This window comes from Acidimicrobiia bacterium, from assembly GCA_036396535.1.
GTDB lineage: Bacteria > Actinomycetota > Acidimicrobiia > Spongiisociales > UBA5794 > DASWKR01.
Window position 1 is genome coordinate 22,899 of sequence record DASWKR010000011.1, and the last position, 21,512, is coordinate 44,410.

Here is a 21,512-nt window from a genome sequence, read left to right on the forward strand (position 1 = left end):
CTCGCATGCGCATGGAACCCACATTCGGCAGCGGCGTGCGTCGCTGTGGCGTGCATCGCCGTGACGCCCCAGGGAGGCGCGACTCGCGTCAGGCGTGTCCGAGAACGATGGCGGCCACGAGCACGACGACGACGGCGAAGCCGACGGCGACGAACGTCCAGTCCCGTTCGCGCCACCACAAGACGAGTAGGGCCACGACCCGGGCGACGGGCGTGAGGGCGAGCACCAGGATTCCCCCCGCCATGAGCCGGTCGGGAGCCTCGGCGTCCGCCAACAATGCGCCCAGCCCGACGGGAAGCGAGGTTTCCCTTCCGGTCGCCAGCGCCCACCCGAGCCCCGCGGTGACCATGACCGTCGCAGCTGCGAGTCCGACGCGGAGGAGCAACTGGACGATATGGGGGGCGTCGCGGCCGGGTGGCCGGTCGAGGTCACGCATCGAAACCGGCTCCGAGCGAGCGGAGCGCCATGAGCACCGCGACGAGCAGGAGCAGGCCGGCGAGGGCCAGTTTGAGTACCGCCGGCTGGGCTCTGCCCGACATGCGCGTACCTGCAAATGAGCCGCCGATGACCCCGATCACGAGTGGTGCCGTCAGGAGGGGTTCGACGTACCCCCGTGCGAAGTAGATGAACACGCTCGCAGCCGCGGTGACCCCGATCATGAAGTTCGACGTCGCCGCGGCGACCTTGATCGGAATGTCCATCCCGAGGTGCATGGCAGGGACCTTGAGGAAGCCGCCGCCGACCCCGAGAAGACCGGAGGCGGCCCCGGCCATGAGCGACACCGCTGCTCCTACCGGGACCCGCCTCGCCCGGTAGCGGACGATTCCACCCCTTGCCAGGTCGAGGTAGCCGCCCGCCAGTTCCCCGGGCTGCTCCCACCCGGTGCCTGTCGCTGTGGGTTCGATGATGCGCACGGCAGGGTGCGACGCACCACGCAGCATCAGGAAGGCGGTGACGAACAGCAAGGCGGCGAAGACGCCTCCGAGCACGCTCGCCGGGAGGATCGTCGCCACCAGCCCTCCGGAGATGCCGCCGATGGTGGTCGCCACCTCGAGTGTCATCGCCAACCTCATGTTCGTGAGTCCTCGGCCGACGTAGACGCTGCCGGCCGTCGTCGACGTTGCGATTACGGCGACCAGCGAGGCGGCGACCGCAACCGGGAAGTCGACCCCGAACCCGAGCACGAGAGCCGGCACGACGAGCACCCCCCCACCGATCCCGACGAGGGCGCCGAACCAGCCGGCGGCGACTCCGAGGACGACCAGCCCGGCGAGTGCAGGCGACGACAGCTCCGTCACGTAGTCGTGGATCCGATGGCGGACATCTCGCCACCCTAGGCAGTGCTCAGCAGCTCCCGCCTAGATCCCGAAGACACCGAAGACGAGCCGGACGCCTGCCACCGTCAGCATCGCAAGGACGATGCGCCCGAAGGTCTTGGCGTCGAGACGCGCCGCTACGCGCGTGCCGAGAGGCGTGACGATCAGCACGGGCACGACTGCCGCCGCGGCTTGGGCGAGCCGGCCGGTGGTGAACGATCCGAGTGACGCCAGGGTCCCGACCTGGAGCGTCGACAGCACGAGGAACACCGTCGTGACGGCGGCGACGAAGTCCTCTCGCGGGAGGGCGAGGCTGTGGAAGAAGGTGCCGAACACCGCAGCGCTGTTGCCGGTGGCTCCGTGGACGAAGCCCCCGACGATCCCGATCGGGACCGCGGCCCTGAGCCCGGCGGCGTTCCCGAGCCGCAGGTTCGGGTTGGCGAGGGCCAGCGCCACGTAGGCGAACACTGAGGCGGCGAGGACCGCCAGCAGGATCCGGTCGTCGACATTGACCAGCACGAGCGTGCCCGCCACGACTGCGATCGCTCCGGCGCCGAGGACCCGGACCAGGAACGGCCGCATGGCGCGTGCGCCCGATCGGTTCTCGATGAGGAGCAGGATGTTCGATGACAGGTTGGCGAGCGAGAGGCCCACGACGGCGTGCTCGACGCCGATCACGGGTGCCAGCAGCGGGATGGCGAGCAGCGGGCCGCCGAACCCCGTGATCGCCTTGATGAAGAACGTGCCCGAGGTCACCAGGAGGATGAGGACGAGGTCGCCCATCACTCGACCCGCTGTTTGGTTGCCCGCAGGAGCATCGGCGCAGCTTGGCAGCACTCGCTTTCGACCGCGAGGACCCGACGCTGCCGCAGATGCGGGCCGCCGATGCGGGCCGGCGTATCTCTGGTCAGAAACCGATTCGCTCCGCGAACTTCGGGCGCACCGTCCGGTACGTCAGGTGGCGGGGACACCGACGTCGAGCGGCACGACCTCGAAGGCGCCGGCACATGCCTCGGCGAGCTCGGAAGGGGTGCCCGCCAGGATCGGGAACGTGCCGTAGTGGATCGGGACGACGGACTCGGCACCGATCAGCATGCCCGCTCTGGCGGCCTGCACGGCGCCCATCGTGTACCAGCCTCCGATCGGCACGATCGCGATGTCGGGGGACCAGAGCTCGCCGATCAGCTGCATGTCGCCGAATACCATCGTGTCGCCCGCGTGGTAGATGGTCGGGCCACCCGGCAGCTCGAGGACCCATCCACCCGCCTCACCACCCGGCACGATGCCCGAATCGCCTGTGATGCCGCTCGAATGCACGGCGTCCACGAGGGTCGCGCGGATTCCGGCGGGCCCCTCGACCGTGCCCCCCTTGTTGCTGCCGACGGTCTCGAGGCCTTGTGCCTCTCCCCACACGGCGATCTCGTGGATGGCGTGCACCCTGGCGCCGGAAGCCCGGGCGATGTCGACGCTGCTCCCTACGTGGTCGAAGTGCCCATGGGTGATGTAGATGGCGTCGACCCTGTCTTGTTCGTGCTCTTCCTCAGGGCAGGCAGGATTACCGGACAGCCACGGATCGACGAGCACCGTCGTGCCGTCGTCGGCGCGCAGGCGAATCGCCGCGTGCCCCAGCCACGTCATCTCCCAGCCGTTCAGGTTCACGGGCGCTCCTCTCGCTCATGCGTGTGATCTTATGCCGCACCACCGCCGGTCGCCCCGGCGTCGCCGCGGCGTCTCGCCAGCTCGGCGAGCTTCTCGAATGCGTCCCGCTTCTTCTCGAGGACCTTGTCGTCGAGCTCCTCCAGGTCGAGCAGCCGGTCGTCGGCGCCCTCGGTCGTCTTGATGAGCTCGTCGATCTTCAGGTGGAGTGCCACGGTGTCGCGGTTCTGACTGTTCTGGATGAGGAAGACCATGAGGAACGTGACGATCGTCGTCCCGGTGTTGATCACGAGCTGCCACGTGTCGTTGAAGGCGAAGATCGGCCCCGTGGCCAGCCAGGCGATGATGGCGCCGATGGCGATCGCGAATGCCGCCGGCCTGCCCGCGAGCGCCGCCGCTCGCTTGGCGAACCGGTCGAAGGCCTGTCGGACGGCCGAGGGCCTCTCGCCTTCGCCGGTCGCCTCCGGGCTGGGGACTGTCATCGTTCCTCCGGGTTGGGAGACGACATCTTGCTAGCGGTGGCGGCCTACAGAGCTGCGCGAGCGTACGATCCGCATGACGAACGACGGCCGGGCACGGAGGGCCGATGACGGAGTTGCGCCATCGCATGGGCAGCGCCCCGGGGCGGACGCTGCCGGCGTTGGCGTACGTCGATGTCGAGCATCACGAGCGTGAGATGGTCGACATCTGGTATCGGGAGTGGCTCTACGTGTGCCGGGCGGACACGCTGGGAGCCGCTCGCAGTTTTCGGACGTTCGAGGTCGGGGATCAGAGCGTGCTACTCGTCCGCGACGACGCCGGGGTCCTGCGTGGATTCCACAACACGTGCCGGCACAGGGGCTCGCTGCTGTGCGACGCCCCTTCCGGAGTTCTCGGCTCGCGCCGCATCACCTGTCCGTACCACAACTGGAGCTACTCGCTCTCCGGTGAGCTGCGCAGCACGCCCTTCAACGACGTGGACGAGATGGAGCAGCTCTCCCTGTATCCGGTGGCCGTCGCCGAGTGGCGCGGAATGGTCTTCGTCAACCTCGCCGCCGACGAGGCCGGGGAGCTCGCAGACTCGATGGACCCCGGGCCGGCGCTGCTCGACAGGTGGCCGCTGGAGACGCTCGTCACCGGGCACACCTTCGTCATCGACCTGGCATGCAACTGGAAGGTGTTCTGGGAGAACTTCCTGGAGTGCTACCACTGCCCGGGGGTCCATCCCGAGCTGTGCGACCTGGTACCGCTCTACAGGCGCGGGGTCGTGAGCGCCGACATGGCGGGCGACGGCTGGATCGGCGAGGGTCTGCGCGCCGGCGCCGCCACGTGGTCGATGGACGGCCGCCTCTGCGGCCCGCCGTTCCCCGAGCTCACCGACGACGAGATCGCGGCCGGGTATACGTTCCTGACCGTCCTACCGACGATGTTCGTCGTCGCCCACCCGGACCACGTGAGGATCGTCTCGCTTTCCCCTCTCGGGGTTGCGGGGACCCGGCTCACGGCCGAATGGCTCTTCGCCCCCGAGACGCTCGCGCACGAGGGATTCGACATGGGCAACGTCACTGAGTTCGGCGCCCTCGTGATGACGCAGGATGCGGCCGTGTGCGAGCTCAACCAGCGCGGGCTCCGCTCGATCCGGCACGAGCACGGCAGGCTCATGCCGAACGAGAATGACATCGCCCTGTTCTACCGATGGCTGGACCGGCGGATCGGCCCTGGTTCGAACGTGGCATGGCCGCGGGAGGGCTCGTGACGTCTCGAGCTGCGATCGGGCCTGCACGCCACGAGGACCACGATCGGTGGCGCCTGCTGTGGGACGCCTACCTCGTGTTCTACGAGAGTGAGCTCTCGCCCGGTCACGCCGATCGGCTGTGGGCCCGAATCCACGACGGTTCGGATCCGATCGAGGCGATGGTCGCCACGGTCGACAACGCCGCGGTCGGCCTGGTCCACTTCCTCCCGCACGCGGACACGTGGAGCGGCGCCATGGCCTGCTACCTCCAGGACCTCTACGTCGACGAGCACCACCGGGGCGAGGGGATCGGAGAGGATCTCATCGCTGCCGTCCAGACGCGAGCGCAGGAACGAGGGTGGGCGTACGTCTACTGGCAGACGGCCGAGGACAACGAGCGCGCCAGGAGGTTGTACGACAAGCTCACCGGGGGGCGCACCCGCTTCGTGTTGTATCAGCTCGACGTGGAGGGCGGGCCCTGAGCGTGCGCTACCAGATCACGTTCGATTGCACGGATCCCGACGCGATGGCGCGATTCTGGGCAGAGGCGCTCGAATACGTCCTCGAGCCACCTCCAGACGGTCACGCCGACTGGCGCGACTACTGGCGGAGCGTCGGCATACCCGAGGACGAGCTCGACGGCGGACACGACTCGATCGTCGACCCGGCAGGTGCGGGCCCCCGGATCTGGTTCCAACGGGTTCCGGAGGCCAAGACCGTGAAGAACCGGCTCCACTTCGACGTGCGAGTCGGTGGCGGCCGATCCGTGCCGATCGAGGAGCGAAAGCAGCGCGTCGACGCCGAGGTCGATCGCCTCTCTGCAGCAGGTGCAACAGTGATCGCCCGCCACCACTCTCCGGACGTCGATCACTACTTCGTGGCGATGCGCGATCCGGAAGGCAACGAGTTCGATGTCGTGTGACGGAGCGGGCTACCGACGATCTGACTCACGCAGCGCCGGGAGCACCTGCCGCCCGAGCAGGTCGATCGACTCGAACCAGCGGTCGTAGCTGAGGCGGGTGTCGAACACGAGGTGCTCGACACCGACCTCCTCGAAGCGGCGCGTCTGCTCGACGACCTGGTCCGGCGTTCCGGCGATGAGAGAACCCTCGATGTCGGCCACCGTCTCGAACCGGCCCGAGGGCGGCTTGACCCACCACTTGCCGCGCTGGTTGGCCCACGCCAGCAAGCCTTCGACGTTCGTTCCCGTCCAGGCGAGCTCCTCGGTGGCGGCGATCGTGGTCGGTGGAACGACGGCGACCGTCGGCATCGGCCGGCCGTTGCCGGCCACCAGTCGGCGCATCTGCTCGACCCGTTTGGCGATCGTGGCCAGGGTGGTGCGACCCGGCATCCACCCGTCGCAGTACTCGGCGGCGCGGCGCGCCGACGCCGGCGTCGAGCCGCCGTACCAGAACGGGATCGGTCCGGCCGGCTTGGGGTGGAGGGTCACGTCGGCGAAGTCGAAGTGAGCGTCGTGGTAGTGGACCGCGTCGCCGTTGAACACTGCGTCGAAGATGCGCGCCGTCGATTCGACGAGCTCCGGCCGGAAGACGCCGCCGAGGCCGACCGCCTCGAACTCGTGGTCGAAGGTCCCGGCACCCCAGCCGGTGATGATCCGCGGCCCGACGATGTGGGTCATCGTCGCCAGTGTCAGCGCGGTCACCAGCGGGTGCCGGGTAGGTATGAGCGTGGCCGTACCGAGCGTGATCCGCTCCGTCACCGCACCCACCGCGGTGAGGACCGTCAACGGCTCGAGGAAGTCCTTGCTCGCCGACTCGAACTCGCCGTGCGGCTCGAACAGCAGGTGGTCCCGCACCCACACCGAGTCGAATCCGTGTTCTTCTGCCCGCCGGGCGCCTTCGAGGATGGCGTCCTTGGCTGCGTGCTCGCCGAAGTGGGGGAGCAGCAGGCCGAACTTCATCGCCATGTCACTCCTCGCCCCTCCCTGGTTGCACCAGCCTCCCGTGGCCGGGCTCCCCGACGACGCGGCCCTCCGCCCACACGTCGGCGCCGCGCACCAGCGTCCGCTTGACCGCGCCCCTGATGCGCCGCCCGTGATACGGCGTCCACCCGATCTTCGACAGGACCGTCTCGTTCGTGATCGTCCACTCCTCGTCGAGGTCGACCAGGGTGACGTCGGCGTCTGCGCCGACACGTAGGGCACCTTTCCTGCGCAAATCGAACACCCTGGCCGGAGCGGCGCTCACCAAGTCGACGACCCGCTCGAGAGAGAGCTTGCCGCGATGGAAGGCGTCGATCATCAGCGGGAGCTGGTACTGGACGCCCGGCGTGCCGGTGTGCGCCGCCCATGCATCTGACCACCCGACCTCCTTCTCGTCTCGGGTGTGCGGGGCGTGGTCGGAGGCGAGCATGTCGACGACACCGCCCTCGAGGGCGTCCCACAGTGCCTCCCGATGATGGTCGGCGACGTAGTAGGACAGGACGTACGAGCCCTGCTCTTCGATGTCCTCCATCCTCCCGAGGAACAAAGCCCAATGGTTCACCTCACTGCTGACGTCGATGCCCCTGGCTCTCGCCGCCGCCAGCATCTCGACCTGCCTGGTCGTCTGCACGTGGACGATGTGGAGCTTGCATCCCGTCGCCTCCGCCAGCCTGAGGAGCAATGCCGTGGCCGTGTCCCAGATGAGGCCGTCGTCGACAGCGAGCGTCCTTCCATATGCCTGGGGACTACGGTCGCCTGCCGCCCAGTACTCCTGTTCGACGACGTCCATGATCGACTGGTCGTGTGGGTGGACCATGAGGCGGAGCCCCGTCGCCGCCACCGCCTTCATGGCTCGGTAGAGGTCACCGTGGTCATGCACACCGATCGCAGCAGGATGCGGATAGCTCCGCCCGGTGTCGACGACCATGTAGATCTTGAAGGCGGCGATGCCGTGCTCCGCCATCGCCGGGATCTCGCCCACGAGCTTGGCTGCCGGGTTGTGGTTGTAGTCGACGATGCTCCTGGCGGCGTACAGGTCGAGGACGGACGCCAGGTCTCCCTCCGTCATCGTCGGTGGGTCGAGGTTCGGCATGCCGAAGATGGTGGTGTATCCGCCGGCTGCGGCGGCCGACGTGCAGGTGACGAGGTCCTCCTTGTGCGTGTAGCCGGGCTCGCGGGTGTGGACGTGCACGTCGATGGCGCCCGGGATCGCCGTGAGCCCGGCGGCACCGATCGTGTCCGCCTCCCTCGGCCCTGCGCCGGGCGAGACCAGGCCGGCGATCGTCTCACCTTCGACCACGATGTCGAGGGGGCGCATCGCTCCGTCGACGAACACGTCGGCTCCTGTGATGACCCTGGTCATGCACCGACGTCCACGACTCGCGAGCCGCTCGGTGCAGCGCCGGTCGTGAGGCATGCTTCGAACCACTCCACGATGAGGGGGATCACCACGGCGCCGTACTCGGCGTAGGCGGCGTAATGGGTCGTGCGATGCTGCATGATGAGTCGCTTCGGCTCCGGTGCCGCCTCATATATCGCGACGGCGTGGTCGGTCGGCGTCACGGCGTCCGCGGCGACGGCGACGACCAAGAGGTTGCGGGCGCGGCCGGCCATCTCGATCGGACGGTAGGCGATGATCTCGTCCGCCGCCGCCAGTGGCACCCGGGACGGGACCCGCCCGTCGACGTCGGCCTTGACGCTCGTCGCCCGGCGCTCCGCCGTCGGAACCATGATCTCCTCGCGGGGATGCACCAAAGCCCCCCGGCCTTGGAGCACGCGAGCCGTCCGATCCTCGGCCAGCCGCTCCAGGAACGCATCCCAGTCGGCCGCCGATCGCATGCGGCGCAGCCAATCCTCGCCGTCGGCGACGGGGACCTGGCTGACACAGCAGCGGACCCGCTCGTCGGCTGCGGCCAAGAGGACGGCGTTGCCTCCACCGGTCCCGCCGGAGCCGAAGACCCCGATGCGCTGTGGGTCGACGTCGGGCCTCGTCGTGAGGTAGGTCACCGCGTTGCGCAGGTCGTCGACCTGCATCCGCAGCGAGAGCGCGCCCCGGTCCCCTCCCGAGTCGCCGAACCCGCGGTAGTCGAACACGAGCACCGCGAACCCTGCCTCGGTGAGCGATTCGTGGTAGGGCACGTACAACCGGGCGTCCTTGAGACCCAGCCAGCCCGGGCCCTGGACGATCCCGGGCCACGGACCGTCTTGGACCGGCACACGGAGGATTCCGGAGACGCGGGTGCCCTCGGAGAAGAACTCGACGGTCGACTCTCTCACGGTTCCCTTCGAGGACGCGGCGCGGGCGTCAACCTAACGCGGTGCCACGCACTCGAACCACAGAGCAGATCCGCCGGTGGTCCTCGTCGGTCAGGACACGTCGGCCATGGCGGCATGGGCTGCCGCCAGGCGGGCAACCGGCACCCGGAGGGGAGAGCAGCTCACGTAGTCGAGCCCGTACCCGTGACAGAGGGCGATCGACTTGGGATCACCGCCGTGCTCGCCGCATATGCCGACCTCGATCTCGGGCCTCGTCGCCCTGCCCGCCGCCACGGCGGATCGGATGAGCGTCCCGACCCCGGCATCGTCGAGCGTCGCGAACGGGTTCTCGCCGAGGATCCCGAGCGACACGTAGTTCATCAGGAACGAGGCCTCGGCGTCGTCGCGGCTGATGGCGAACGTCGTCTGCGTCAAGTCGTTGGTGCCGAAGCTGAAGAACTCGGCGACGGTCGCCAGCGCCCCGGCGGTGAGCGCGGCCCGAGGGGTCTCGATCATCGTCCCGATCATGAACGGGATCGTGATGCCGCGCTCGTCGAAGACGGCGGCCGCCTCTTCCCGAAGGATGGCGGCGACCCATTCGAGCTCGCCCCTGTCGATCGAGAGCGGGATCATGACCTCTGGCTTGACGACCACTCCTGCCGCGGCGGCGTCGCACGCCGCCTCGGCGATCGCTCTCATCTGCATCCTCGTCAGCTCGGGCATCACGATCGAGAGGCGGACCCCGCGCAGACCGAGCATCGGGTTCGTCTCACGGAGGCGCTCCACCGCCACCTTGAGGTGCTCGGAGTGCTCGAGCTCGGCGAGCGTCGTGTCGAGGTCCTCGAGCGAGGTCGCGATCCTGAGACGGATCTTCCTGTCTGCGACCTCGCTCACGAGCTGCTCCCACCCGGGGAGGAACTCGTGGAGCGGCGGATCCATGAGGCGGATGACCACCGGAAGCCCGTCCATCGCCTCGAAGAGCCCCCGGAAGTCGTCGCGCTGCATGGGCAGGAGCTCGGCGAGCGCTTCGGCGCGCTCGGCAGGCGACGTCGCCATGATCATCCTCTGCACGATCGGCAGCCGGTCCGCCTCGAAGAACATGTGCTCGGTGCGGCACAGTCCGATCCCGTGGGCGCCGTACTCCCTTGCCCTCCTGGCATCGGCCGGGTAGTCGGCGTTGGCGCGAACGTCGAGGCGGCGCAGCTCGTCGGCCCACTCGAGCAGCGTCACGAGCCAGCGGTCGGCGAGATCGGGCACGTACGTCTCGAGCTGGCCGAGAAACACCTCGCCGGTGTTCCCGTCGATAGAGATCCACTCTCCCTCGCTGATCGTCTTCCCGTCGACGTGCATCACATGGTCGGAGGGCTCGATCGTGAGCTCCGCCATCCCGACCACGGCGGGCTTGCCGAACTGCCTGGCAACCAGGGCGGCGTGGCTGGTGCGGCCCCCCCGACTCGTCAGGATCCCCTCTGACGCGATCATCCCATGCACGTCGTCCGGCTTGGTCTCGGGGCGCGCCAGCAGCACGCGGCGCCCCTCGGCGTGCCAGCGCTGCGCCAGGTCGGGGTCGAACGCCACGACCCCGACTGCGGCGCCTGGTGACACGTTCAGGCCCCGGCCGAGCAGCCGTCCTTCGACGAGCGACGCCTGCCTTGCGTCGCTGCTCAGTTGCGGATGGAGGAAGAAGTCGACCTGTTCGGGGGTCACTCGTCGCACCGCCCGGTCGCGGCTGATGAGGCCCTCTTGCGCCATGTCGACCGCGATGCGGACCGCCGCCTGGGCGGTTCGCTTGCTGTCGCGGGTCTGCAGGAGCCAGAAGCGGCCCTGCTCGACGGTGAACTCCATGTCCTGCATGTCGCCGTAGTGACGCTCGAGCTTGGCCGCGATGGCGGCCAGCTCGTCGTAGACCGCAGGCATCTCCTTGCGCAGCGCACCCAAGTCCTTGGTGGCCCTGATGCCGGCAACCACGTCCTCGCCCTGGGCGTTCACCAGGTAGTCCCCCTCGAGGCGCGGCTCTCCGGTGGCGCCGTCACGCGACATGGCCACTCCGGTAGCCGAATCCTCGCCGAGGTTGCCGAACACCATCGCCTGGATGTTGACGGCGGTTCCGAGGTCGTGTGCGATGCCGGCCGCGTTCCTGTAATCCACCGCCCGCTTGCCGTTCCACGACCGGAAAACCGCCTCCACCGCCAGCCGCAACTGCTCCCTCGGCTCGTCCGGGAAGGCGGTGGCGATCCTTCTGAACCGCATCGCCGCCTCGCTCAGGTCTTCGGTGCTCAGGCCGGTGTCGGAGGTCACGCCACGGCGGGCACGCAGCTCCGCCAGCACCTGCTCGAAGAGCTCGTCCTTGTGCCCGAGCACGACGGAGCCGAACATCTGGATGAGGCGCCGGTACGAGTCGTACGCGAAGTGCTCGTCGCCGCTCTCTGCGATCAGGCCCGTGACGACTTCCTCGTTGAGCCCGATGTTGAGAACCGTGTCCATCATCCCCGGCATCGAGAACTTGGCGCCCGACCGGCAGGAGAGCAACAAGGGGCGGTCCTGGTCCCCGAAGCGCCTGCCGGTCCTCTCCTCCACGTCGGCGAGGGCAGCTGCGATCTGGTCGTCGAGGCCTTCAGGGAACTGCAGGCCGGCCTCCAAGTACGCGTTGCACGCCTCGGTCGTCACGGTGAACCCCGGCGGAACAGGAACCCCGAGCCGGGACATGTCGCCGAGGTTGGCGCCCTTGCCGCCGAGAAGGCCGCGCACCGCGTCCCACTCGCCTCCTACGGACTGCTCGGCCTCGTCGACCTCGTCGAATCGATAGACCCATCTCTTCATGTGTTGCCTCGGGTCATTGCGGAACGAATGTGACGAGCGCCTTCATGTAGTTTGCCCGCTCGAAGGCGCTCGGGTCGGGGCTCGCCTGCTGGCTCAGGCTTCCCTTCATCTGCTCGACGGCGTCGTAGCCGTTCGCCGAGAGCCACGCCAGGAGCTCGCGGCGCATCGTCCTGACGTGGCCTGGGCCGTGGCGGAGCAGTGCAGAGGCCGACATCGCGACGTCTCCTCCGACGAGAAGCACCTTGACGACGTCGTCTGCCGAGTGCACACCCGTGGTTGCAGCCAGGGACACGTCGAGCCGTCCGTGCAGGATCCCGATCCACGTGAGAGGCAGCCGTAGCTCCGTCGACGTCGAGAGCAAGAGGTTTGGCCTCACGTCGAGGGCACCGAGGTCGACGTCCGGCTGGTAGAAGCGATTGAACAGCACGAGCCCATCCGCACCGGCGGCGGCGAGTCGCGCCGCGAACTCGGCGAACGACGAGTAGAACGGGCCGACCTTGACGGCGAGTGGGATGGCGACGCTCTTGCGCACCGACTCGACCATGGCGAGGTGCTCGGCTTCGACCACCGACCCGCTCCTGGCGGCGTCGGCGGCGACTTGGTAGATGTTGAGCTCGAGGGCGTCTGCGCCGGCGTGCTCGATGCGCTCGGCGTACGCAACCCATCCTCCCGGCGAGACGCCGTTCAGGCTGCCGATCACAGGGATCCGCAACTGGCGCTTGGCGAGCCGCAGCACGTTCAGGTACGACTCCGAGCCGGTGTTGTACTGGAGCATCTCGGGAAGGTGTCCGCCGGAGAACTCCGGGGAGAAGTCGGCTCCGAAGTCCGCAACGTCGGCCACTGCGAGGGCGTCGTGGACGATCTGCTCCTCGAACAGGGAAGGCAGCACTGCCGCAGCGATGCCTGCTTCCTCCAGCGCCAGCAGCGTCTCGATGTCTCCCGTCAGCGGCGAGGCGGAGGCCACGAGCGGACTGGCGAGCTCCAGGCCGAGGTACCGGGTCGTGAGGTCGACCGTCATTCCTCGGCCTCCGCGTATACGGCCGTGCGGTGGATGTCGACCATCTGCTCGTAGAGCTGCCAGCGGTCGTCGATGTCCTGCTGAGCGCGCTCCATCAGATGCTCGGCATGGTGAGGGTTCGATCGGGCGAGCATCGCGAACCGGGCCTCGCTGGCGGCGTACTCGGCGAAGCGCATGGCGGACTTGCGGCTGTCGAGGCGCAGGCCCGGGTCGCCGGCGGCCTCCGCTCGCGGGTCGTAGCGGTAGAGCGGCCAGTACCCGCACTCGGCCGCCGCTTTCTGGTGCTGCATCATCGTGCTCATCTCGAGGCCATGGGCGATGCACGGGCTGAAGGCGATGATCAGCGAGGGTCCCGGGTACGACTCGGCCTCGGTGAACGCCTTCACGACTTGTGTCATGTTGGCGCCCATGGCCACCTGGGCGACGTAGACGTTCCCGTACGCCTGGGCGATCATCCCGAGGTCCTTCTTGCCGGTTGCCTTCCCGGCAGAGGCGAACTTGGCGACCGCGGCGCGCGGCGTCGCTTTCGAGGCCTGGCCGCCGGTGTTCGAGTACACCTCGGTGTCGAGCACGAGGATGTTGACGTCCCGTCCTGAGGCGAGCACGTGGTCGAGGCCTCCGAACCCGATGTCGTACGCCCACCCGTCGCCGCCCACGATCCACACGCTCGTGCTCACCAGGCTGTCGGCGATCTGCTCGAGTGTCCTGGCGCGCCCGTCATCGATGCCGGCGAGACACTCCCTGAGGGCGCCGACCCGTCGGCGCTGCTCGGCGATGCCCGCTTCGCTCGTCTGGTCGGCGTCGAGGAGCTCCGCTGCGATGTCCCCGATGCGGTCGGCGAGGGCTTCCACGAGATGCTGCGCCGCCTGGGTCCTCTCGTCGATGGCGAGCCGCATCCCGAGGCCGAACTCGGCGTTGTCCTCGAAGAGCGAGTTCGACCACGCCGGCCCGCGGCCCTCACCGTCGACCGCCCACGGGGTGGTCGGCAGGTTGCCGCCGTAGATGGATGAGCAGCCGGTGGCGTTGGCGACCACGGCTCGGTCTCCGTAGAGCTGGCTGAGGAGCTTGAGGTACGGGGTCTCCCCGCAGCCCGCGCACGCCCCCGAGAACTCGAACAGCGGCTCGAGTAGCTGAGAGCCCTTGATGCTGGCGACATCGAGCGTCGTCCTGTCGTGGGGAGCGATCTCGAGGAAGTAGTCGAAGGACCGGCGGGTGACGGCGAGGGTCGGGTCTTTGGGCGCCATGTCGATCGCCTTGTGGGCGGCCACCTCCTTGCTGCGGGCCGGGCATATGTCGACACAGACGCCGCAGCCCGTGCAGTCGTCGGGAGCCACTTGGATCGTCATCGCCATGCCTGCGAAGTCCTTGGACTTCCACAGCTTCGACTGGAACCCGTCGGGGGCGTCCTCTATCGCCGACGGGTCGTATACCTTCATGCGGATCGCAGCATGGGGGCAGACGAGGGCGCACCGCCCGCAATCGATGCAGATCTCGGGATCCCACATCGGGATCTCGGTTGCGATCGAGCGCTTCTCGAAGCGAGACGTCGCCGTCGGGAAGGTCCCGTCGACCGGGAAGGCGCTGACCGGGAGGTCGTCGCCGCGACCGGCGAGGATGACTCCCGTGACCTTGGCGACGAAGTCCGGGACGTCCTCCGGCACGGCGGCACGGATGTGCAGCGCGGTCGTCGCCTCTGCGGGCACGGGAACCTCTTGCATGGCGTCGATCGCTGCGTCGACCGCTGCGAAGTTGCGTTCGAGCACGACGTCGCCGAATCGCCCGTATGCCTTCTCGATGGACGCCTTGATCGCGCCGGTCGCCTCCGATCCCGGGACGAGGTCGGTGAGGGCGAAGAAGCAGGTCTGCAGGACCGTGTTGACACGCTTGCCGAGCCCTGCCGTGGTGGCGACCTCGTCTGCATCGATGACGAAGAAGCGAAGCTTCTTGTCGACGATGTGGTGTTGGGTCTCCCGAGGGATCCTGCTCCAGACGGCGGAGGCCTCGAACGGGGAGTTCAGGAGGAACGTGGCGCCCGGGGCGGCGTGCTCGAGCACGTCGATCTTCTCGAGGATGCCGAAGTTGTGGCACGCCACGAAGTCCGCCTCGTCGACGAGGTACGTCGACGTGATCGGACGAGGCGAGAACCGCAGGTGAGAAACGGTCATCGCCCCGGATTTCTTCGAGTCGTACACGAAGTAGCCCTGGGCGTGCCCGCCCCCGCGGGCGCCGACGATCTTGGCCGTGCTCTTGTTGGCGCCGACCGTGCCGTCGCTGCCGAGCCCGAAGAACAGTCCCCGGAAGACGTCATCGGGCTCGCGCCACTCGGCCGTGACCGGAAGCGACCGTTTGGTGACGTCGTCCGTGATGCCGACGGTGGCGTGGCGGATCGGCGCAGGCTTGGCCAGCTCTTCGAGGACCGTGAGGGCGTGTGCCGGGGTGAACTCCTTCGAGGAGAGGCCGTAGCGAACCCCGATCGCCTCGACGTCTCGTCGGCCGTGCTCTGAGAGCGCCGCGACCACGTCGAGGTAGAGCGGATCACCGACCGCGCCCGGCTCTTTGGTTCGGTCGAGCACGGCGATCGAGCGGGCCGTCTCCGGCAAGGCGGCGAGGAAGGCGTCGCCCGCGAATGGCCGGTAGAGCCTCACGACGATGACGCCGACCTTCTCGTCCCGGGAGGTGAGATGGTCGACGGCTTCGGTCGCCGCTCCGGCGGCGCTCCCCATCACGACGAGCACCCTCTCGGCGTCGGCGACGCCGTGGTAGTCGAACAAGCGGTAGCGACGCCCCGTGTGCTCGGCCAGCCGGTCCATCACCGAAGCCACGATCGCCGGAGTCGCGTCCGTGAACGAGTTGGCTGCTTCGCGGCTCTGGAAGAAGACATCGGGGTTCTGGGCCGTGCCGCGCAGCACGGGGCGGTTCGGGTCGAGCGATCGCATGCGGTGAGCGGAGACGAGCCGGTCGTCGACCATCGCCCGGATCACGTCCTCCCGGATGGCGTCGATCGTGGCCACCTCGTGCGACGTGCGGAACCCGTCGAAGAAGTGGAGGAACGGGATCCGACTCTCCAGCGTCGCGACGTGGGAGACGAGGGCGAGGTCCTGGGCTTCCTGTACCGAGCTCGAGCAGAGCAGGGCCATCCCGGTCTGGCGGGCGGCCATGACGTCGCTGTGATCTCCGAAGATGCTGAGGGCATGCGTCGCGATGGTGCGGGCCGCCACGTGGACGACGGCCGGGGTCAGCTCGCCTGCGATCTTGTAGAGGTTCGGCAGCATGAGGAGAAGGCCCTGCGACGCCGTGAAGGTGGAGCCGAGCGCTCCCGTCTGGATGGCGCCGTGGAGCGCCCCGGCGGCACCCGCCTCGGACTGCATCTCGACGACCTCGGGGACGGCGCCCCAGATGTTCGTTTTCCCTTGATGGGCCCACGCATCGGCGAGCTCTCCCATGGCGGATGCCGGGGTGATCGGGTAGATCGCCATGACCTCGCTGAGAGCGAAGGCGATGCGCGCCGCTGCTTCGTTGCCGTCGACGACGATCTGATCTCGGGGTGTCGTTGCTGCCGCCACGGCCACCATCGTTCTGGATGGGCGCAGAACCGGCCAGGGCCGAAAGCCCCCCGGTTCACGACCTACCCTCGTGCCGGCAGGCGATCCGGACGACCCGCCACTATCACCGGGCGGCGCGGTCGGCCTCGCTCGGGATCAATAGTCGCGGTAGTAGTCGCCGATCGGGTCGCCGGCCTCGTCGGCCGCCTCGTCGGCCGCCTCCCCGGATGCGCCCACGACGTACCAGACGCCGCTGACGCCCTGGCCTTTCGTGTCCCCGGGAGCGCTGTCGGCGCCGTAGTAGTACAGCGGCCATCCGTTGTACGTGACCTGGGTGCCGCCATCGCTCCGCTCCGACGCACCGAGTAGAGAGGCGTCGACGCCGTCGCCTGCGGTCGCCTCACCGAGCATCGGAGGCCAGGTGGCAGCGCAGCTGTCGATGCACGTGCTGTCGCCCGCATCGTCCGGCACGAACAGGTACAGGGTGTAACCGTCTCCGTCGACGAGGTGGTCGCCCAGGTCTCCCGAAGCCAGCGCGACCTCGGGGCCGGCGGCAACCGTCGTGGCTGGCGCCGAGGTGGTCGGCGCTGCCGTCGGCGCATCCGTCGTCTGAGCGCCTCCTACGTCGCTCGCAACGTCACCCGACGGCGTCTCCCCACACGCCGCCGCCACGACGGCGATTCCCACGACGATGACGGCGAGGTTCCGTTTCATCACCCGTTCTCTCCTCGTTGAGCTCGAGGAACGATACGTCCCGCCCGCCCGATCGGTTCGGCCGGGCCTGTCAATAGGGTGCCTCGACGTCTCCCATCTCGACGTAGACGCTCTTGAGCTGGGTGTAGTGCTCGATGGCGGCCGCCGAGTTCTCCCTGCCGATGCCGGATTGCTTGTAACCGCCGAACGGCATCTCGATCGGCGTGACGTTGTAGGTGTTGATCCAGATCGTGCCCGCTTCCAGGTTCGCCGCCACCCGGTGGGCGCGCTGGACGTCCTTCGTGAAGATGCCTGCCGCCAGGCCGTATGGAGTTCCATTCGCCCTCGCCACGACCTCGTCCTCACCGTTGAACGTGAGCACCGCCATCACCGGCCCGAAGATCTCCTCACGCACGATGGTCATGTCGTCCGTGCAGCCGTCGAAGACGGTCGGCTCCACGAAGTAGCCGTCGGCGCACTCCGGCCCGTCCGGCACGCCGCCTCCTGTCACGAGGCGTGCCCCTGCGTCGATTCCCGCCTGGATGTAGCCGAGCACCTTGTCGCGATGCTCGGCAGATATGAGTGCCCCGACGTGCGTCTCGAGGTTCATCGGGTCGCCGATCCGCATCTTCGCCGTCCGGATCCTGAGACGCTCGACGAACTCGTCGTGGACCGCCTCGTCGACGAAAACCCTGGTCCCGTTCGAGCAGATCTCGCCCTGCGTGTAGAAGTTGGCGAGGAGGGCGGCAGAGACGGCGTTGTCGAGATCGGCGTCTGCGAACACGATGAGAGGCGACTTGCCTCCCAGCTCGAGGGTCACGTGCTTGAGCGTCTCGGCGGCGCTCGCCATCACCTTGCGCCCGGTCGTCACCTCGCCCGTCAGCGAGACCTTGGCGATTCCGGGGTGAGCCGTCAGGAGCGCCCCGGTCGAGCCGTCTCCCTGGACGACGTTGAACACCCCGTCCGGGACGCCCGACTCCGTGTAGATCTCGGCGAGCCGGAGGGCGGTGAGCGGCGTCAGCTCGGCCGGTTTGAAGATCATCGAGTTGCCGCACGCAAGCGCCGGGCCCGACTTCCAGCAAGCGATCTGGATGGGGTAGTTCCACGCTCCAATCCCTGCGCAGACGCCGAGCGGCTCTCGCCGGGTATACGCGAACGAGGACCCGAGGTCGTAGTGGTCGCCGTGGATGGATGCGGCCAGGCCGGCGAAGTACTCGACGGCGTCTGCTCCGGAGGAAACGTCGACGGCGAGTGCCTCCTGAAGCGGCTTGCCGGTGTCGAGCACCTCGAGCCTGGCGAGCTCGTCGTTGCGCTCTCGCAGCAGCGCCACCGCCCTGTTGAGGACCCTGCCGCGTTGGGCGCCGCTCATGGCGGACCACTCCTCGAAGCCGGATCGGGCGGACGTGACCGCCGCATCGACTTCGCTCCTGCCCGCCTGCTGGACGCTGCATATCGGCTGTCCGGTGGCCGGGTTGACCGCCTCGAAGCGCACGGCGTCGGGTGCGTCGTGGTACCGGCCTCCGATGTACGACTTCGCTTCTGGGAGCTGCAACAGTCACCTCACTGCTGGGTCGAGGGCGGCCCGGCGTCACCGCAGCCGAGGCTACCCGCGCCGGCGCCCGCGCCGACGCCGCCTTGGATGCCCGGGGACGGATCGGGGCGTCGGATTTAGGATCACCATCCTGGACGTGCGTCCCGGCATCGCATATGTGCGACGCGGGGACGCAAGAACGGGAGAGAGGGTGTCGCATGGCGGTCGGTCTGGGAGTCATCGGGGTCGGATGGTGGGGAAGGACGCTCGCCAACGCGGTCAACGCGACCGGCGAGGCCAGGGTGGTCGCCGGCTACTCGAGGTCTCCGGACGCCAGAGACGCCTTCGCGGCCGAGTTCGGTTGCGCGGCGCCGGGGTCGCTCGACGAGCTCCTTGCCGATGACGACGTCGAGGGTGTCCTCATCGCAACGTCGCACTCCAGCCACCGGCCGCTCGTCGAGGCGGCCGCCGCGGCAGGCAAAGCGATCTTCGTCGAGAAGCCGCTCACCCTGCACCTCGACGACGCCAGAGCAGCCGTCGCCGCCGCCGAGCAGGCCGGCGTGCCGCTCCAGGTGGGCCACCAGCGCAGGCGGATGCCCGGCAACCGGGCGATCAAGAGGATGATCGACGCCGGCGACCTCGGGACGATCCAAGCCGCCGAGAGCCACCAGTCGGTGCCGAACGCCCTCAGCCACGCCCCGGACGCTTGGCGGCGAGATCGAGAGGAGAGCCCTCTCGGAGGCATGACGTCGCTCGGCGTCCACAAGATCGACACGCTCCACTACCTCGTAGGGCCGATGAAGCGGGTGTTCACGATGTCGAAAAACACCATGACGGACCCCGAGATCGACGAGGCGACCGTGGTCGCCATCGAGTTCGAGAACGGAGCCGTCGGCACGCTGGTGACCTCGTTCGTCATACCGGTGAACTCGTGCCTGAGCATCTACGGGATCGGCGGCAGCGCCCACACCGAGATGGACGCCAAGCAGCTGTTCACCCAGTCCCCCGAGACCGGCCCGCAGCGCACCGAGGTACCGCTCGGCCAGGTCGACCCCATCCACGACCAGCTCGTCGAGTTCGCCGCCGTCGTGCGCCGCGAGAAGCCGCCCGAAGTGGGCGGCCGGGAGGGCATGGCAGTCGTATCCGTGCTCGAGGCCATGGTGCGCAGCAGCGAGTCCAACCTGCCGGTCGACGTGTCCTACTGATCCACCGCCGAGTTGCGATCAGGGGCGGATGAGTACCTTCATCGAGCTCGGATCGTCGACCGCCTCGAATGCGGCGGCACCTTCGTCCAGCGAGAAGCGGTGGGTCACGAGGCGAGCGAGGTCGAGCGTCCCGTCTGCCGCGAGCGCCACGGCCCGGGCGTAGTCCGTCGCGATCGCCGCTCTCGGGTTGTGGATCGTCAGCTCCTTGAAATAGAGCTGGTAGTACGGCAACCCGGCGCCCCCACCCGTGAGCGTCCCGAACACGACCACCTGGCCGCCGACCCTCGTCAGGTCGATGACCCGGCCGAGGGTCTCCTCGGTCCCGGCCGCCTCGATCCCGTAGTCGACCCCGGCGCCGCCGGTGATCTCGGCGACGACCTCTGCGGCGCTCTCCGGAGGACACACGGCCGCCGCCCCCGCCTCCGCCGCCAGGTCGCGCTTCCACTCCGCTCGGGTGACGCCGATCACCGTCGCTCCGGAGGCGACGAGGAGCCGGACGAGAAGCTGTCCGGCGACGCCGAGCCCGACGACGACGGCCGAATCGCCCGGGAAGATCGAAACGGTCCGCAGCGCGTGGATCGTCGTCCCGCACACCTGGAGCAGCCCGGTCGCATCGTCGGCGATCGAGTCGGGCACTGCGATGAGGCGCTCCTCGGGAGCGGTCATCAGCTCGGCGAACGCCCCGTCGGCGTCCCGGCCCATGAGACCGCCGACGAGACACAGGTTGGGCCGTCCCTGGCGGCACAGGGCGCATCGACCACAGGCCACGGCGGGATCGACGAGGACACGATCGCCTACCGCGAAAGCGTCACTCGGCCCCGGGACGACGACCCTCCCGATGGCTTCGTGACCCATGATCCTCGGGTAGACCGACTTGATCTTGCCGGCGAGGATCTTCACGTCCGTGCCGCATATGCCTGCCGTCTCGAGCCGGATGAGGGCGCCACCTGACGGGGCCGGCTCGGGCGTGTCCCGGACCTCCAGCACACCCGGCTCGATGACTTGAATGGACCGCATCGACGAAACCCACTCTCGACCGACGTATCTTTGCGCACCCGGACGTGTGGACCGTCCCAGCCGGGAATCCTGCACTATCGGTTGTATCATATGTCGGAGCAGTCGAGCACGAAGGGAAGATGACGATGGACCCCGGCATCGCCGGTGTCTTGGGTGGCGCAGTGCGCCCGAGGCCGACCGCCTACTCGTTCGTCTTCGAGACCCTCCGCCAGGGGATCCTCGACGGTGCGATCACGGGTGGGACCCGCCTGGTACAGGCGGAGATCGCCGAGATGCTCGACGTGAGCACGACTCCCGTGCGCGAAGCTCTGCGCGACCTCGCCTCGGAGGGCCTCATCAGGCTCGATCCGCATCGCGGCGCCGTCGTCCACGAGCTGACGCGGGACGAGCTCCTCGAGATGTACGAGATCAGGCGCGTCCTCGAGCCCGAGGCGCTGCGGAGAGCCGTCGATCACATCGATGAGGCAGGCATCGAGGCTGCGCTCTCCATCCACGAGAAGATGCTCGCCGATCCTGAGTCGGACGGCTTCAGCGACTTGAATCGGGCGTTCCATCTCTCGATCTACGACTCGGCAGGCTCGCCGCGGCTGGCTGCCATCCTCCGTGGCCTGTTCGACACCTCGGCGATGTATGTCCGGGCGACGATGCGCCAACAGCCGGACCTCAGGAAGATGGCCATCGGCGACCACGCCGCCATCATCGACGCCCTGCGGGCCAGGGACACCGAGGGGGCGATCACCGTCATCGAGCGCCACATGCGGATTCCCCACGAAGTGTTCGCCCGGGATCAGCGCGAGTGAAC

The 21,512-nt window shown here is 68.4% G+C and carries 19 protein-coding genes; 5 read left to right on the forward strand and 14 right to left on the reverse strand.

What is annotated here, in order from left to right:
* Nucleotides 1-88: 88 nt before the first annotated feature.
* The 5 genes from VGC47_01495 to VGC47_01515 all read right to left on the reverse strand — a co-directional run bounded on the left by VGC47_01495 (nt 89) and on the right by VGC47_01515 (nt 3,454).
* Nucleotides 89-436, reverse strand: a complete 348-nt coding sequence (locus VGC47_01495) for a DUF1634 domain-containing protein (GenBank protein ID HEX9853975.1) — start codon at nt 434-436, stop codon at nt 89-91.
* Nucleotides 429-1,298, reverse strand: a complete 870-nt coding sequence (locus VGC47_01500) for a sulfite exporter TauE/SafE family protein (protein ID HEX9853976.1) — start codon at nt 1,296-1,298, stop codon at nt 429-431. The genes VGC47_01495 and VGC47_01500 overlap by 8 nt, the downstream gene beginning before the upstream one ends.
* A 60-nt stretch (nt 1,299-1,358) precedes the next feature.
* Complete coding sequence (locus VGC47_01505; GenBank protein HEX9853977.1) at nt 1,359-2,099, reverse strand: sulfite exporter TauE/SafE family protein; 741 nt, start codon at nt 2,097-2,099, stop codon at nt 1,359-1,361.
* A 171-nt stretch (nt 2,100-2,270) separates the two neighbouring features.
* Entirely contained in the window at nt 2,271-2,975 is a 705-nt protein-coding gene (locus tag VGC47_01510) for a metal-dependent hydrolase (GenBank protein ID HEX9853978.1), read from the reverse strand.
* A gap of 29 nt (nt 2,976-3,004) precedes the next feature.
* Nucleotides 3,005-3,454: a low affinity iron permease family protein gene (locus tag VGC47_01515; protein ID HEX9853979.1), complete on the reverse strand. Its 450-nt coding sequence runs from the start codon at nt 3,452-3,454 to the stop codon at nt 3,005-3,007.
* A 104-nt stretch (nt 3,455-3,558) separates the two neighbouring features.
* On the opposite strand from VGC47_01515, the gene VGC47_01520 reads away from it, so the two are divergent.
* From VGC47_01520 to VGC47_01530, 3 genes are read left to right on the forward strand one after another with little or no spacing between them, the layout of a single operon-like run.
* Nucleotides 3,559-4,707, forward strand: coding sequence for an aromatic ring-hydroxylating dioxygenase subunit alpha (locus VGC47_01520; GenBank protein ID HEX9853980.1), 1,149 nt, complete (start codon nt 3,559-3,561; stop codon nt 4,705-4,707).
* Nucleotides 4,704-5,168 (forward strand): GNAT family N-acetyltransferase, encoded by a 465-nt coding sequence (locus VGC47_01525; GenBank protein ID HEX9853981.1) that lies wholly within the window; start codon nt 4,704-4,706, stop codon nt 5,166-5,168. Before VGC47_01520 ends, VGC47_01525 begins: the two co-directional genes overlap by 4 nt.
* Nucleotides 5,165-5,608, forward strand: coding sequence for a VOC family protein (locus VGC47_01530; protein ID HEX9853982.1), 444 nt, complete (start codon nt 5,165-5,167; stop codon nt 5,606-5,608). Before VGC47_01525 ends, VGC47_01530 begins: the two co-directional genes overlap by 4 nt.
* Before the next feature lie 9 nt (nt 5,609-5,617).
* On the opposite strand, the gene VGC47_01535 is transcribed toward VGC47_01530, so the two are convergent.
* The 8 genes from VGC47_01535 to betB all read right to left on the reverse strand — a co-directional run bounded on the left by VGC47_01535 (nt 5,618) and on the right by betB (nt 18,512).
* Nucleotides 5,618-6,613, reverse strand: coding sequence for an LLM class flavin-dependent oxidoreductase (locus VGC47_01535; GenBank protein ID HEX9853983.1), 996 nt, complete (start codon nt 6,611-6,613; stop codon nt 5,618-5,620).
* 1 nt (nt 6,614) lies between these two features.
* Nucleotides 6,615-7,991 carry a dihydroorotase family protein gene (locus VGC47_01540; protein ID HEX9853984.1) on the reverse strand — a complete coding sequence of 459 codons (1,377 nt, stop codon included), beginning with the start codon at nt 7,989-7,991 and terminating at the stop codon, nt 6,615-6,617.
* A complete protein-coding gene (locus VGC47_01545; GenBank protein HEX9853985.1) occupies nt 7,988-8,905 on the reverse strand; it encodes an alpha/beta fold hydrolase in 918 nt (305 codons plus the stop codon). Before VGC47_01545 ends, VGC47_01540 begins: the two co-directional genes overlap by 4 nt.
* Before the next feature lie 90 nt (nt 8,906-8,995).
* Entirely contained in the window at nt 8,996-11,704 is a 2,709-nt protein-coding gene (ppdK, locus tag VGC47_01550; protein ID HEX9853986.1) for a pyruvate, phosphate dikinase, read from the reverse strand.
* A gap of 13 nt (nt 11,705-11,717) precedes the next feature.
* On the reverse strand, nt 11,718-12,722 hold the full coding sequence (locus tag VGC47_01555) for a dihydroorotate dehydrogenase-like protein (GenBank protein ID HEX9853987.1): 1,005 nt from the start codon (nt 12,720-12,722) through the stop codon (nt 11,718-11,720).
* Entirely contained in the window at nt 12,719-16,294 is a 3,576-nt protein-coding gene (gene nifJ / locus VGC47_01560; protein ID HEX9853988.1) for a pyruvate:ferredoxin (flavodoxin) oxidoreductase, read from the reverse strand. Before nifJ ends, VGC47_01555 begins: the two co-directional genes overlap by 4 nt.
* A gap of 126 nt (nt 16,295-16,420) precedes the next feature.
* Nucleotides 16,421-16,978 (reverse strand): hypothetical protein, encoded by a 558-nt coding sequence (locus VGC47_01565; protein ID HEX9853989.1) that lies wholly within the window; start codon nt 16,976-16,978, stop codon nt 16,421-16,423.
* Between the two features lie 70 nt (nt 16,979-17,048).
* Nucleotides 17,049-18,512: a betaine-aldehyde dehydrogenase gene (gene betB, locus VGC47_01570; protein HEX9853990.1), complete on the reverse strand. Its 1,464-nt coding sequence runs from the start codon at nt 18,510-18,512 to the stop codon at nt 17,049-17,051.
* 194 nt (nt 18,513-18,706) lie between these two features.
* Here betB and VGC47_01575 point away from each other — a divergent pair, with 194 nt between their 5' ends.
* A complete protein-coding gene (locus tag VGC47_01575) occupies nt 18,707-19,693 on the forward strand; it encodes a Gfo/Idh/MocA family oxidoreductase (protein ID HEX9853991.1) in 987 nt (328 codons plus the stop codon).
* Nucleotides 19,694-19,711: 18 nt separating this feature from the next.
* On the opposite strand, the gene VGC47_01580 is transcribed toward VGC47_01575, so the two are convergent.
* A complete protein-coding gene (locus tag VGC47_01580) occupies nt 19,712-20,710 on the reverse strand; it encodes an alcohol dehydrogenase catalytic domain-containing protein (GenBank protein ID HEX9853992.1) in 999 nt (332 codons plus the stop codon).
* A 125-nt stretch (nt 20,711-20,835) separates the two neighbouring features.
* On the opposite strand from VGC47_01580, the gene VGC47_01585 reads away from it, so the two are divergent.
* Nucleotides 20,836-21,510, forward strand: coding sequence for a GntR family transcriptional regulator (locus tag VGC47_01585; protein HEX9853993.1), 675 nt, complete (start codon nt 20,836-20,838; stop codon nt 21,508-21,510).
* Nucleotides 21,511-21,512: the final 2 nt, after the last annotated feature.